The organism is Janibacter terrae (assembly GCF_039636765.1).
In the GTDB taxonomy this organism is placed as follows: domain Bacteria; phylum Actinomycetota; class Actinomycetes; order Actinomycetales; family Dermatophilaceae; genus Janibacter; species Janibacter terrae.
Map to the genome: position 1 here is coordinate 696,828 of NZ_CP144167.1, position 12,836 is coordinate 709,663.

At 71.9% G+C, this 12,836-nt stretch carries 14 protein-coding genes; 6 read left to right on the forward strand and 8 right to left on the reverse strand.

From position 1 onward, the window contains the following. The 4 genes from V3C34_RS03510 to V3C34_RS03525 all read left to right on the forward strand — a co-directional run bounded on the left by V3C34_RS03510 (nt 1) and on the right by V3C34_RS03525 (nt 3,263). The gene (locus V3C34_RS03510) at nt 1-453 is read left to right on the forward strand and encodes a heme-binding protein (protein ID WP_346008087.1); all 453 of its coding nucleotides are present in this window, start codon (nt 1-3) and stop codon (nt 451-453) included. Between the two features lie 13 nt (nt 454-466). After that, the gene (locus V3C34_RS03515; protein WP_428832200.1) at nt 467-898 is read left to right on the forward strand and encodes a hypothetical protein; all 432 of its coding nucleotides are present in this window, start codon (nt 467-469) and stop codon (nt 896-898) included. 263 nt (nt 899-1,161) lie between these two features. Beyond that, on the forward strand, nt 1,162-2,658 hold the full coding sequence (locus V3C34_RS03520; protein ID WP_346008088.1) for a hypothetical protein: 1,497 nt from the start codon (nt 1,162-1,164) through the stop codon (nt 2,656-2,658). Continuing rightward, nucleotides 2,658-3,263: a cysteine hydrolase gene (locus V3C34_RS03525; protein WP_346008089.1), complete on the forward strand. Its 606-nt coding sequence runs from the start codon at nt 2,658-2,660 to the stop codon at nt 3,261-3,263. The genes V3C34_RS03520 and V3C34_RS03525 overlap by 1 nt, the downstream gene beginning before the upstream one ends. A 59-nt stretch (nt 3,264-3,322) precedes the next feature. Here the strand turns inward: V3C34_RS03525 and V3C34_RS03530 are convergent, their stop codons facing one another. The 7 genes from V3C34_RS03530 to V3C34_RS03560 all read right to left on the reverse strand — a co-directional run bounded on the left by V3C34_RS03530 (nt 3,323) and on the right by V3C34_RS03560 (nt 9,623). After that, entirely contained in the window at nt 3,323-3,760 is a 438-nt protein-coding gene (locus tag V3C34_RS03530) for a RidA family protein (protein ID WP_346008090.1), read from the reverse strand. Beyond that, on the reverse strand, nt 3,754-5,364 hold the full coding sequence (locus V3C34_RS03535; RefSeq protein WP_346008091.1) for a gamma-glutamyltransferase family protein: 1,611 nt from the start codon (nt 5,362-5,364) through the stop codon (nt 3,754-3,756). The genes V3C34_RS03530 and V3C34_RS03535 overlap by 7 nt, the downstream gene beginning before the upstream one ends. Continuing rightward, a complete protein-coding gene (locus V3C34_RS03540) occupies nt 5,361-5,765 on the reverse strand; it encodes a Rieske (2Fe-2S) protein (RefSeq protein ID WP_346008092.1) in 405 nt (134 codons plus the stop codon). The genes V3C34_RS03535 and V3C34_RS03540 overlap by 4 nt, the downstream gene beginning before the upstream one ends. A gap of 15 nt (nt 5,766-5,780) precedes the next feature. Next, nucleotides 5,781-7,226: an aldehyde dehydrogenase family protein gene (locus V3C34_RS03545; protein WP_346008093.1), complete on the reverse strand. Its 1,446-nt coding sequence runs from the start codon at nt 7,224-7,226 to the stop codon at nt 5,781-5,783. Continuing rightward, nucleotides 7,223-8,452 (reverse strand): NAD(P)/FAD-dependent oxidoreductase, encoded by a 1,230-nt coding sequence (locus tag V3C34_RS03550; RefSeq protein WP_346008094.1) that lies wholly within the window; start codon nt 8,450-8,452, stop codon nt 7,223-7,225. Before V3C34_RS03550 ends, V3C34_RS03545 begins: the two co-directional genes overlap by 4 nt. Then, nucleotides 8,449-8,799: a Rieske (2Fe-2S) protein gene (locus V3C34_RS03555; RefSeq protein ID WP_346008095.1), complete on the reverse strand. Its 351-nt coding sequence runs from the start codon at nt 8,797-8,799 to the stop codon at nt 8,449-8,451. Before V3C34_RS03555 ends, V3C34_RS03550 begins: the two co-directional genes overlap by 4 nt. 104 nt (nt 8,800-8,903) lie before the next feature. Next, nucleotides 8,904-9,623: an iron-containing redox enzyme family protein gene (locus V3C34_RS03560; protein ID WP_346008096.1), complete on the reverse strand. Its 720-nt coding sequence runs from the start codon at nt 9,621-9,623 to the stop codon at nt 8,904-8,906. Between the two features lie 184 nt (nt 9,624-9,807). Between V3C34_RS03560 and V3C34_RS03565 the strand changes: the two genes are divergently transcribed. Continuing rightward, the gene (locus tag V3C34_RS03565; RefSeq protein WP_346008097.1) at nt 9,808-10,860 is read left to right on the forward strand and encodes an Ldh family oxidoreductase; all 1,053 of its coding nucleotides are present in this window, start codon (nt 9,808-9,810) and stop codon (nt 10,858-10,860) included. A gap of 9 nt (nt 10,861-10,869) precedes the next feature. Here V3C34_RS03565 and V3C34_RS03570 read toward each other — a convergent pair whose 3' ends face one another. After that, nucleotides 10,870-11,862, reverse strand: a complete 993-nt coding sequence (locus V3C34_RS03570; protein ID WP_346008098.1) for a bile acid:sodium symporter family protein — start codon at nt 11,860-11,862, stop codon at nt 10,870-10,872. An 84-nt stretch (nt 11,863-11,946) separates the two neighbouring features. On the opposite strand from V3C34_RS03570, the gene V3C34_RS03575 reads away from it, so the two are divergent. Further along, a complete protein-coding gene (locus tag V3C34_RS03575; RefSeq protein ID WP_346008099.1) occupies nt 11,947-12,819 on the forward strand; it encodes a LysR family transcriptional regulator in 873 nt (290 codons plus the stop codon). Nucleotides 12,820-12,836: the final 17 nt, after the last annotated feature.

Consider the following 12,836-nt stretch of genomic DNA (forward strand, 5'->3'; position numbering starts at 1 on the left):
ATGCACTCGATCTACCGCATCACCCTCGACGACGCCCTGCCCGTGCTCGCCGCAGCCCGCGCCAAGGCCGACGAGATCGGGGTGAAGCAGACCCTGTGCATCGTCGACGAGAGCGCCAACGTCATCGCCCTGCACCGCATCCCCGGGGCTCGGCTCACCGGCGTCGACATCTCGATCGCCAAGGCCTTCACCGCCGCCGGCCACGAGCGGGCGACGCACAAGTTCAACGAGGAGCCGAGCGGCCCGGCCCTCCCCGGCAACGAGGCCTTCGGCATCAGCCACATGATCCCCGGCAAGTTCGCGATCTTCGTCGGCGGGTTCCCGCTCGAGTACGAGGGCCAGATCGTCGGTGGCATCGGCGTGTCCGGCGGCAACGGCGAGCAGGACAAGGCCGTGGGCGCGGCGGCGATCGCGGCCTTCGAGCAGCATCTGGCGGCCAACCCTCCGGTCTGACACGATCGGGCTCGTGCCGTCGATGGAGACCAGCCCGAGCCCCGTGCCCGTCACCGCCCAGCGCCGCAGCGCGGGCGAGTGGAAGCAGGAGATCCTGCGCGCCTACAACCGGGTCACCCAGGAGCTCACGGGCGGTGGCGTCAGCCAGCAGCGCGTCCACCTGGCCGAGGAGTACGTCCTCGTCGTCGCGCGGCACCAGCGGGTGCCTACCCTGCGCACGATCGCGACAGTGGACGCCGCGTTGGCCCGGTGGGCCGACGTGGCGGTCGTCGACGCGGTGAAGGTCCGCTTCGGGCAGGTGCTGACCGACCTGGGTCTCGACGTCGTCACGGTCCTCAAGGACTACGACCCCGTCGCCGAGCTGACGGCCACCGTCGTGGTCCTCGGCTCGCCGGTCCCCTACGGCGACCCCTCGCCGGGGAGTGCGCCACCGGCCGCGATGTGATACACATCACCTACCTCGCCCGGTCCGCCGTCTCGTGACGGCGCCCTCGGGACAGGACCTCACACCCCACGAACGACCGCGGGAACTTCGACCGAAGAGCCCGCCCGTCCTCGCTGGTGGCGGGCTCGTTGAGCCCGATCCCCGGAGCCGACCGGCCCGGGGGCCATCCGAGCACGGAAGGTCGATCCCGTGGACACCACACCCCTCGCACCGCCCCCTTCGTCCCGCCCCTCGTCTGCGCCTCACGCCCCGGCGGTGACCCGATGAGCGCGCAGGCCCCCTGGGTCTACATCGCCGGTGTCATCGTGCTGATCGTCGTCATGGCGATGCGCCGCAATGTCATCGTCCCAGCCGTCATCGCGACGGCGGTCACGGCCTGGGCGTACACAGGCTCCTTCTTCAAGGGGCTCGCTGCCCCCTTCAACGGGCTCATCGTCGCGACGACCGAGCTGCTCAACATCTTCCTCGTCCTCGCCGTCATCGGTGCCCTCACCGGGGCCATGCGCGCGATGGACATCGACGCCCGGATGCTGCGGCCGCTCGTGCGGTTCATGCGCAACGGCCACCTCGCCTTCGGCGTGCTCTTCGTCGCGTCCTACCTCATGTCCCTCGTCTTCTGGCCGACACCGACCCTCGCGATCCTGGCCGCCGTGCTCATCCCCGCAGCCATCGCGGCCGGCCTGACCCGCCTGGGCGCCGCCATCGCCGTGGCGATCTCCGGGCAGGGGATGGCCCTGGCCTCCGACTACGTCATGGGGGTGGCCCCCGGGATCACGGCCAGCGGTGGCACCCTGGACGCCGACCTCATCGCCCACCGGGCGCTCATCCTCTCGTGGATCGTCGGCGCAGTCGCTGCGGCCCTGGCCTACCTCTGGACCTCGCGCGGCCACCTCGTCGTCGCCGAGTCCGAGAGACTGGTCGACGACCGCGAGGTCGTCAGTGCCGTCTCCGCCGGGCTGACCCGCAAGGAGACCGACCCGATCGAGGCGGTGCGCGACGAGGGGATCCTCAGCATCGGCGACGGCCGCTCGACCTACGCCGAGCGGCCGACGAGTGACCTGCAGAAGCGCATCATGGCGGTCGTCGTCCCCCTCGGCTTCCTCGCGATGGTCGTCGTCCTCTTTCTCTCCCGGTTCACCGATCTCTTCGCGGTGCTGCAGGAGGTGTCCGGGGCCGCGCTCATCGGCGGCGTCGGGTTCGCGCTCCTCTTCGTCATCTGCTTCCTCAGCGCGGCCGAGCCGCTCGAGGCGGTGGCCGACAACGTCGTCGACGGGCTCGTCTTCGCGTACAAGGCGATGGGGGCGGTGCTGCCGGTCGCGGGCTTCGTGCTCATGGGTGTCGGCGACTTCTCCGGTCGGATCATGACCCTGCCGGAGGGAGCCGACGCACCGGCCTTCCTCTTCGACGTCATCGTCGCCGGGCAGGACCACGTGCCCGCCTTCGCCCCCGCGACCTGCCTGGCCCTCATGGTGGCCGGCATGCTCATCGGTCTCGACGGCTCGGGCTGGGCCGGGCTGCCCCTCATCGGCTCGCTGTCCGAGGCGCTCGCCCCCGCTGCAGGGGTGGCCCCCGAGACGCTCGCGGCCATCGGCCAGAACGCGGCGTCGTGGACGGGAGGTGGGACGCTCGTCGTGTGGTCCTCCCTCGTGGCGGTCGCCGGCGTCACCGGCGTGCCCGTCATCGAGCTGGTCAGACGGCTCTTCGTCCCGGTCGTCAGCGGTCTCGTCGTGGCGACGCTCGCGGCGGGGGTGATCTTCTGATGGCCGGGCCCCAGTTCGTCCCGGAGCAGTCGGCACTCGTCGTCGTCGACATGCAGAACGCCTTCCTCGACCCCGCCGTCCGGTTCCGGTACGCACCCGCGGCGCTGGACATCGTCGGTCCGATCAACGCCCTGGCGCGCTGGTTCCGGTCCGCGGGCTCCCAGGTCGTCTGGGTGCGCACGACGAGCCGGGACGACCCCGCGGACTGGCCGAGCCTGCGCCGCCTGCTGGGCGACGAGGCCATGGACTTCCGGAGCGCGGTCCTCGCCGAGGACGCCCCCGGACAGGCGATGTGGCCCGGCATGGAGGTGGCGCCGCAGGACCGCGTCGTGCGCAAGTACCGGTACAGCGCCATGGTCGAGCCGGGCGGGGAGCTGCAGACGGTCCTGCAGGAGCAGGGCACGCGGATGCTCTTCGTCGCCGGCACCCAGACCAACATCTGCTGCGAGTCCACGGCCCGCGACGCGATGATGCTCGGTCATGACGCCGTCCTCGTGTCCGACTGCCTCGCTGCGGAGACGCCCGAGCTGCACGAGGCCTCGCTGGCGAGCTATGCCAGCGCCTTCGGTGGCGTGGTCAGCTCTGCGGAGATCATCGGGGGGTGACGCGCGTCGGCCGGGCAGGTCCCACGTGGGACCTGCCCGGCCGGGCGGGACGGGTTCGGTCAGCCGACCTGCGCGGTCAGCTCGATCTCGACGGGGGCGTCGCCGGGCAGGCTGGCGACACCCACCGCGGAGCGGGCGCAGCGGCCACGCGCGCCCAGGTGCGCCACGAGGGCATCGGTGGCGGCGTCGGCGACCCGCGAGTGCTCGGTGAACCCGCTGGCGGCGTGCACGTACACGGTCATCCGCAGCAGCGCGATGACCCGCTCGAGGCCGCCCGCCTCGGCGACGAGCGCGGAGAGCGCGTTCGTCGCGCTGATGGCGGCCGCCCGGCGGGCTTCGTCGACGTCGACCGCGTCACCCACGCGTCCGGTGACGGCGAGGACGCCGTCGACGCGCGGGGTCATCCCCGCGGTCACGACGACGTCACCGACCCTGCTCGTGGGGACGTAGTGCCCCTGGGGGTGGGGCGGGGCGGGCAGCTCGGGTGGGGTCACCATGCGACGGCGCTTCCTTCCATGCGTGGGTCGGCGCCCGCGGACAGGACGCCGGTCGTGGGGTTGCGGCTGATGGCCAGGGCGGATCCGCCCGGGCCGCCGCGCTGGACGGGGATCTCGCGGACCCGGTGCCCCGCGGTGCGCAGGGCGTCGAGCGTCTCGGGGGGCAGGCCGGCCTCGATCCGCACCTCCTGGGGCTCGTGGACGACGTCCGCGTCCGACCCGGGGAAGACGGTGAGGCGCGGCAGGGCCACGGCCTGCTGCGGGTCGAGCCCGTGGTCGACGAGATGGCTGAGGACCTGCATGTTCCACTGCACCTGCCCGTCGCCGCCGGGGCAGTTGCCGACGTGGCGCAGGCCGTCCTCGTCGTCGGCGACCCACGCGTTGAGGGTGTGCAGCGGCTTGCGCCGGGGCCGCACCTCGTTGGGGTGGTCCGGGACGAGGTAGGCCCCGCGGCCCAGACGGTTGTTGAGGACCACGCCTGTGCCGGGGACGGTGATCCGGGCGCCGAAGGTGAAGGCGAGCGAGTGGATCAGGCTCACGGACCTCCCTTCGTCGTCGACGCACACGGTGCTCGTCGTGTCACCGTCGATGCGGGCGGCGAGGGGTGCCTCGGAGGGCCTGCCGAGGTCCGTCCGCTGGCGGGTCAGGCGCTCGGGGTCGAGGAGCTCGCGCCAGGCGCCGTTGTCCGCGTTGACGTGGGTCAAGCGGTCGTCGAAGGCCGCGCGTGCCGCGCCCGCGAGCAGGGCGCACGAGCGGGCGTCGAGGAGGTCGAGGCCACCGAGGAGGCCATCCAGCAGCCCCGCCTGGTGCAGCACCATCCACCCGGCGGAGGGGACGGGCGTCTGGTGGAGGGTGAGACCGCCGTACGACCCGGTGATCGCCGCCTCCTCCTCGAGGGCGGCGCCGAGGGCCCACTCCGGACCGGCGAAGGGGGCGCCCCCCTTCGTCAGGAAGTCCAGGCAGCGCTCGGCCAGCTCGCCGCGGTAGAAGGACAGGGGGTCGTCGGCCAGCCGCTCGAGCGTGTCCGCGAGGTCTCGCTGGTGCAGGACCCGGCCGAGGTCGGGGACCTCACCGTCGGGGAGGAAGCACGCGGCGGTCGACGGGTCCGCGGCGAGCGGCTCCCGACGTTCGGTGATGTCGGCGCGGTTCTTCGCGGTGCAGGCAAAGCCGTTGCGCGCCAGGGAGATCCCCGTCGCCCAGAGCGAAGGGAGGCCCCACCGGGCGTGGCGGGCGAGGACGGCGTGCGCCGCCGGCGCCCCCGGGACGGCGACGGACAGCGGCCCGGTGAGGGGGATCGCGGCGTGGCCCCGGGACCGGTAGAAGTCGGCCGTGCCGCCGTCGGGCCCGAAACCGCTCCCGCCGACCGTCCAGACGCGGCCGTCCGGCTCCCGGACGATGGCGAAGAGGTCACCGCCGATCCCGCACTGGCCGGGCAGGACGACCCAGCCGACGGCAGCCATGGCCAAGCTCGCGTCGACGGCGTTGCCCCCGGCCGCGAGCACCCGCGCACCCTCGGTCGTGATGAGCGGGTGGCTCGACGCGACGGCGGACGAGCGCCCGAGCACCACCTGCTGGTGCTGTCCGAGGGTGGCGGGCGGGGTCATTCGCGCGGCTTCTTGCGGCGCGGACCCCCGTGCTCGATGTCCTTGCGACTCACGCCGACGAAGACCTCGCCGTCCTCCTCCTTGACCGCGTAGACGGCGATCGGCTCGGTGGCCGGCGGGTAGATGGGCTCCCCGCCGTCGAGCTCGAAGACGCTGCCGTGGCACGAGCAGCGGATGCCGTCGTCCTGCAGCTTGCCGCTGCTCAGCAGGCAGTCGAGGTGGGTGCAGTAGTTGCTCGTCGCGTAGGCCTTGCCCTTCAGGCGCGCGACGGCGCACTCGAGCTCGTCGACGTAGAAGCGCCGGACGTAGCCCTCGGGTACCTGGCCGCTGCGGCAGACCCGGTGGAAGACGACCTCGTCGTCGGGCGTGGTCTGGTCGCTGGTCTCGGTGTGCTCGCTCATGGTGTGGTCCTCCGGTCAGGGGGTGAAGTAGACAGTCTTGTCGGTGGTGTAGAAGCTCATCATCGAGGCGCCGGCCTGCTCCTTGAAGGTCTGCGTCGACGAGTGCTTCATGCCGCCGAAGGGGGCGTTCATCGCCATGCCGTTGGTGGCCTGGTTGACCTTGACCAACCCGGTGGCGACGTCTTGCGAGAACTGGATGGCCCGGCCGATGTCGGAGGTGACGATGCCTGCCGACAGGCCGTACCGGGTGTTGTTGACGACCCGGACCGCCTCGTCGTAGGACGACACGGTGATGAAGGCCAGTACGGGGGAGAAGACCTCCTCCTGGGCGAGCGCGGACAGCGGGTCGACATCGCGGAAGACCGTCGGTCGCACGAAGTAGCCACCGCCCGGGGGGTCCTCGTGGCTGTCCGCGGGCTCGACGAGCACGGCGCCGTCGGCGGCCGCGCCGTCGACGTAGTGGCGGAACTTGTCGATCTGAGCCCGGTTGGCGAGGGGACCAAAGGTCACCCCGTCGTCGAGGCCGTTGCCGACCCGGGCCGCCTTCGCCACCTCGCCGATGCGGCGGACGAGCTCGTCGGCCACCGCCTCGTGGACGACGACCCGGGAGGTCCCGGTGCAGGCCTGGCCGGACAGGCCGAAGGCGCCCTTGGCGATGATCGTGGCGGCCCGGTCGAGGTCGGAGTCCTCGAGGACGACGAGCGCGTTCTTGCCGCCCATCTCCAGCTGGGTGCGCACATCCACCCCGGTGACGTCGTGGATCGCGGTGCCCACCTCGGTCGAGCCGGTGAAGGTGACCGCGCGGACCTCGTCGTTGGCGACCATGGCCCGGCCGACGTCGGCGTGCCCGTGGACCAGGGCGAGGGCCCCCGACGGGACGCCCGCCTGGACGAGGGCCTCGACGAGCCGCTGCCCCATGAGGGGGGTGATCTCGCTCGGCTTGTAGATCACGGCGTTGCCGGCGGCGAGCGCCGGCCCGAGCTTGCGCGAGGGGATGTTCAGCGGGAAGTTCCACGGCGTGATGGCGGCGACGATGCCGACCGGCTCGCGGCGGGAGAACACGAGGCTGCCGTCACCGGTGGGGTAGGTCTCCCCGGTCATGCGCAGGGCCTCCCCGGCGAAGAAGCGCAGGTTCTGCGGGGTCCGCGTCGCCTCCATCCGTGCCTCGGAGAGGGTCTTGCCCTCCTCGCGCACGAGCTCGACCGCGAGGTCCTCGGCCTGGCCGGCGAGGATGTCGGCGGCGGCGACGAGGACGTCGGCCCGCTTCTCCGGGGACGTCGCCGCCCACGCGTGGCGGTGCTCGGCCAGGTGCGCGACGGCGTCGTCGACGTCCTGGGAGCTCGACTCGGGGGCGATCGAGACGAGCTCGTCCGGACGGGCGGGGTTGGTCCTCTCGAAGGACTCGCCCGACGCCGGCCAGACCCAGTCACCTCCGATGTAGTTGCCCTTGAGCTTGGTCATGACGCGGCTCCTTCCAGGGCCTCGAAGAGATCCCGTTCGGGATCGATGAGCAGGTCGGTCGGAACGGAGGCGGACATGTTGACCAGCTCCCGCGCCAGGCCGATCGTCTCCTCGTCGTTGAGCGAGAAGACGGCCGACACGACGCCCTGCCGGATGAAGAACGCGGTGAAGCTCTCGCTGTCGATGTCGCCGCGAACGACCATCTCGTCCCCGGGCTCGGGGTGTCCCACGCCCTGGAGGTTCATGCCGAACTGGTCGGACCAGTACCAGTGGGGATCGGAGTGGCTGGCATCGGCGCCGAGCATGGACTGCGCTGCCACCGAGGCCTGCTTGCTCGCGCTGTCGAAGTGCTCGACCCGGATCCGACCGTCGACCTGGGGGTGGTCCTGGTTGGCGACGTCACCGGCCGCCCAGACACCCGGCATGCTCGTGCGACCGGAGGCGTCCACGAGGATGCCGTTGTCGCACGCGATGCCGGAGGCCTCGGCGACCGCGGTGTCCGGCACGATGCCGATGGCGACGACGACGTGGTCGGCGTGCACCTCTCCCTGGTCGGTCTCGACCACGACACCGTTGTCGGTCTCGTGGATGTCGAGGACGGCGGTGGACAGGCGCAGGTCGACCCCCTTCGCCTCCTGGAGTCGGGCGCAGACGCGGGCCAGGTCGTCGCCGAGGGCGCGCAGCATGGGCTGGGCGGCCGCCTCGATGACGGTGACCTCGAGCCCGGCCTCACGCGCGGCGGAGGCGATCTCGGCGCCGATGAAGCCGCCGCCGACGATCGCGAGCCGGGTCGACGCGGCCATCGCGGCGCGGAGCCGGTCGGCGTCGTCGCGGGTACGCAGGTGATGGATCCGCTCGCCGGTCACGCCGCCGAGGGTCCGCGGGCTGCCACCCGTCGCGAGGAGCACGGCGTCGGCGGGCAGGCGTTCGCCCTCGGTCGTCACGACGACCGGGCCGTCCTCGATGCGCTCGACGGTCACGTCCGTGCGGACGGTGACGTCCTGGGCGCTCGTCCAGTCCTCCGGCAGGAGGTCGATGCTCGCGCCGGCGTCGGCCAGGTACTCCTTCGACAGCGGCGGGCGCTGGTAGGGGCGGTGGGGCTCGGCACCGAGCACGGTGATCGGGCCGGTGTACTTCTTGCGGCGCAGGGTGCGTGCTGCGACGGCGGCCGACTGGCCCCCGCCGACGATGACGACACCGGCCGGGAGGAGGGTGGGCTCGCTCATGCCGTGACCGCCGCGCCGGCCTCGGCGTCCTTGTCGGCGGGGTCGAGGCTCACCGAGATGGTGCCGTCCTCGGCCACGCGCACGGCGTAGGTCGGCTGGCACCCGTCCTGGTCCTCGGGCTCGCCGGTCGCCGGGTCGAACTTCCACTGGTGGCCGGGGCAGATCACCTTGCCGAAGAGGAGGGTCCCCTTGCTGAGCCGGCGTTCCTCGTGGATGCAGATGTCGTTGAGGGCGTAGACCTTGTCGCCGACGTAGAAGAGCGCGACCGCGACGTCACCGATCTCCACGCCCTTCTTCTTGCGCAGCTTGAGGTCCTTGACGTTGCCCACGTCGTGCCAGTTGCTCATCTCGTGCTCCAGGGGTCTGGGTGCCGGCCGGGCCGGCGGGGGGAGGTGCGGGTAGACGAAGAGCGGGCGCCCGGGACAGGCGCCCGCTCCGTGCCGGTCTCGGGTCAGGCGACGGCCGGCTCGAGGTCCTCGGCGACGTAGCTGTCGTAGAGGCTCTTGGTGTAGCTGAAGCGCATCTCGGCGCCGATGCGGACCGCCTCGAGGCAGCGCTGCTGCAGCTCGGGGGTGTCCGCGCCCTCGAGCACGATCTGGTAGCCGCGCTCGCCGTGGACCACGTCCGAGGTGATGTGCAGGTCGAAGAACTCGATCTCGTCCTCGGTGAAGCCGTAGGTCTCGCGCAGGGGGATGATCTGCTTCTTGTAGATGTCCGGGACCTGCGACTCGAGGCCGACGACCAGGGCGGCCGTCGCGACGACGTAGTGCTCGCGGTCGGCGATCTGGTAGCACCATGCCTGCAGGCCGCGGGTCACGGCGTTCATGTTGCGCGGGTCCTCGATGCGCTCGGCGGTCGTGCCGCACGCCTCGGCGAAGCGGATGAGCAGGTCGGTGTGCCGGATGTCGGCGAGCTCCTCCTCGTACATGTTCTGGAGGAGGAAGTCCTTGGCGTCCTTGTGGGTGTCCGGGGTGTTGCGGTAGACGAGCCCGAGGTAGTCGGCGAAGAAGCCGACGTAGTGGTAGTGGTTCTCCGCCCAGCGGGCGAAGTGCTTGCGCTGGAGCCGACCCTCGGCCCAAGCCTTGCTGAAGTTGGCGGTTGCGGCCTCGCGGCCCTTGATCGCGTCCTGCAGGGCGGCGCGGAAGTCTTCCTTGGAGAGAAGCTCAGCCATGTCAGTCACCATTTCTTGGTTCGATGCGGTCTCGTTCGATTCGCGGTAGGCGGGGGTGAATCGATGTCTCCACGCTAGGTCGGGCGGCAGCCCGTCGGCCACGGTCGAGGTGCACAAGGATCATGCCCATTTGTCATGCAGCATGACCCGGGCTCGGCGCACGCGCGCCAGCAAGGATGGGCGGGTGAGCCGATCCCGCACCACACCCGCGCCCCTCATCCGCCTGGACGACCTGCACCGACTGTCCACCACCGTCCTGGGCTCGGTCGGCATGCCGACCGAGCACGCCCGCTGGACCGCGGACGCCCTCGTCTGGGCGGACGCACACGGACTCCCGGCGCACGGCGTCGCGACCAAGCTCGTGCAGTGCGTCGAGCGCATCCGTGCCGGTGGCACCGTCGCCGACCCGCAGATCCGGGTCCTCCAGGACCGTCCGTCGCGGCAGGTCCTCGACGCCGGTGACGCCTGGGGTCAGGTCGTCGGCACCCTCGCCATGGAGCGGGCCGTCGAGCTGTCGCGGGTCACCGGGCTGGGCGCGGTCTCGGTGCGCAACGCGACCTCGGCCGCCGCGATGGGGTACTTCGCGGACCTGGCCGCCGAGCGCGGTTGCATCGGCCTCGCGGTGACCAACGGGCCCGCGCTCATCGCCGCCCCCGAGGGCACCCGCCGGGTCGTCGGCAACCAGGGCCACGCGTTGGCGGCGCCGGGCGAAGGGGGCGCCCGCCTCCTCTACGACACGGCCACGACGACGATGTCCACCGGCACGATGGACGGCTACCACGAGCGCGGTGAGCGGCTCCCGGACGGCGTGCTGCGGGACGCCGCCGGGGAGCCGACGAGCGACCCGGCGCTGTGGACCACCGGCCTGCTCGAGCCGATCGGCGGCCACCGGGGCTTCGGCCTCAGCCTCGCCCTCGAGGTCCTCACCGGCGTCCTCGCCGGCGGTGACCGCTTCGGGGCCGATGTCGGGCTGCCGACCCGGCTCGCCGAGCCGCAGGGCGTCAGCCTCTTCATGCTCGCTGTGGAGCCGACGGCCGGCGACGACCTCACCGGCCGGGTCCAGCACCTCCTCGACGTCGTCGCCGCGTCCGGTGAGGGGGCGCGCGCGCCCGGGGTGCGGGCCGTGCAGGAGTCGCGTCGGGCCCGGGAGCACGGGGTGGCCTACACGCCGGCCCAGGTCGCCCGGCTCACCGACCTTGCCCGCTCGTGCGGGGTGGCGGCGGACCTCGGCGCCTGAGCCACCGTGTCAGGCGGGGACGGTCACCGGCTCGACCGTCCGCTTGTCCAGCCGGGTGGCGACGGCGGCCCCGATCAGGAGCTGGAGCTGGTGGTAGAGCATGAGCGGCAGGACGACGAGACCCACCTGCTGGTCGGCGAAGAGGACGGAGGCCATCGGCAGGCCGGTGGCGAGTGACTTCGTCGAGCCGCAGAAGAGGATCGTCACGCTGTCGGCGCGCGAGAAGCCGGCCCGCTGCGCGACCAGCCACGTCGAGGCCAGGACGATGCCGAGCAGCAGGAGGCAGACGAGCGCCAGCAGCACGAGTCGCCCGACGGACAGGCTGGACCAGATGCCCTCGTTCATCCCCTTGCTGAAGGCCACGTAGACGACGAGCAGGATCGAGCCCCGGTCCACGACCTTGAGCGGCTTGCCCTTCTCCTTGACCCACCGCCCGATCCAGCGCCGCATCGCCTGGCCCGCGAGGAAGGGGAGGAGCAGCATGACGAAGATCTCCATGACGGCCGAGCCGTTGATCCCCCCGCCCTGGGCACGCATCAGCAGCCCGACGAGGAGGGGGGTGACGAAGATGCCGAGCAGGCTGGAGGCGCTCGCCGCGACGACCGCGGCCGGGATGTTGCCCCGCGCGACGGACACGAGGGCGATCGCCGACTGCACCGTCGAGGGCAGCACGCAGAGGTAGAGCAGGCCGAGGTACAGGGGCTCCCCGAGGAGCGCCGGGACGAAGCTCTTGAAGACCAGGCCGAGCACGGGGAACGCGAGGAAGGTCGTCACGAGGATGAAGGCCTGCAGTCGCCAGTGCCGCACGCCGTGGAGGACCTCGCTGCTCGAGAGCCTCGCCCCGTAGAGGAAGAACAACAGGCCGATGGCGATCTTCGAGGCCCAGCCGAAGGCGCTGAGGGCCACCCCGTCCGCTGGCAGCAGGGCCGCCACCAGCACGGTGGTGAGGATCATGAGGAGGAAGGGGTCGATACGGCTGGACGCCAGGAGCCGGGAGAGCATGCTCTCGACGGTAACCATTGCCCGCTGGTAACGGAACGCGATGAGCGAGGTAGTTGCCATCACGTTTCTTGATAACCTGCGTCGGTGTTCGACCCGACGCACCTGCGCAGCTTTCTGGCGGTGGAGAGCGCCCGCAACTTCACCGCCGCCGCCCGTCGCCTGGGCCTGCGCCAGAGCACGGTCAGCCAGCACGTCGCCAAGCTCGAGCAGGCCGCTGGCCGACGGCTGCTCCTGCGCGACACCCACTCGATGGAGCTCACCGCGGACGGTGCGGCCATGCTCGGCTTCGCGCGGGAGATCCTTGAGCGGGAGGAGGCCGCCCGGCGGTACTTCTCCGAGTCCACCCTCCGCGGTCGGGTGCGCTTCGGGGCGTCCGAGGACCTCGTCCTCCACGAGCTGCCGACGGTGCTCGCCGAGTTCCGCCGGGACCACCCCCGCGTCGACCTCGAGCTGACCGTCGCCCTGAGCGAGGACCTCAACCAGCTGATGGCCGACGGCCACCTGGACATCGCCTTCGGCAAGCAGCGCTCAGGGCTCGGGGACCGGGACCCCCGGGTGGTCTTCAGCGACGAGCTCGTGCTGCACTCGGCGCCCGGCTTCGTCCTCGACGACGGGGAGCCCATCCCCTTCGTCACCTACCCGCCCCCGGCCCTCACCCGAGCCATCGCGCTGGAGATGTTCCGCCGGGCGGGCATCCCGCACCGCATCACCTGCACGAGCGGCAGCCTGAACGGGCTGCGCGCCGCGGCACTGGCCGGGATGGGTGTCGTCCTGCACGCGGCCGGCATGCCACCGGACGGGCTGGTGCCCTTCGAGCACCCCCTCGTGCCGTCCGCCGGCCCGATCGACGTCGTCCTGACGACCCGACGCTCGGTGCCGAGCGCGCCCGAGGAGGCGCTCGTGCGGGCCATCCGGGCCAACGCCGACCGTCTGGCGCCGGGACGTCGGCGCCGATGAGCCGGTCCCGATGAGCC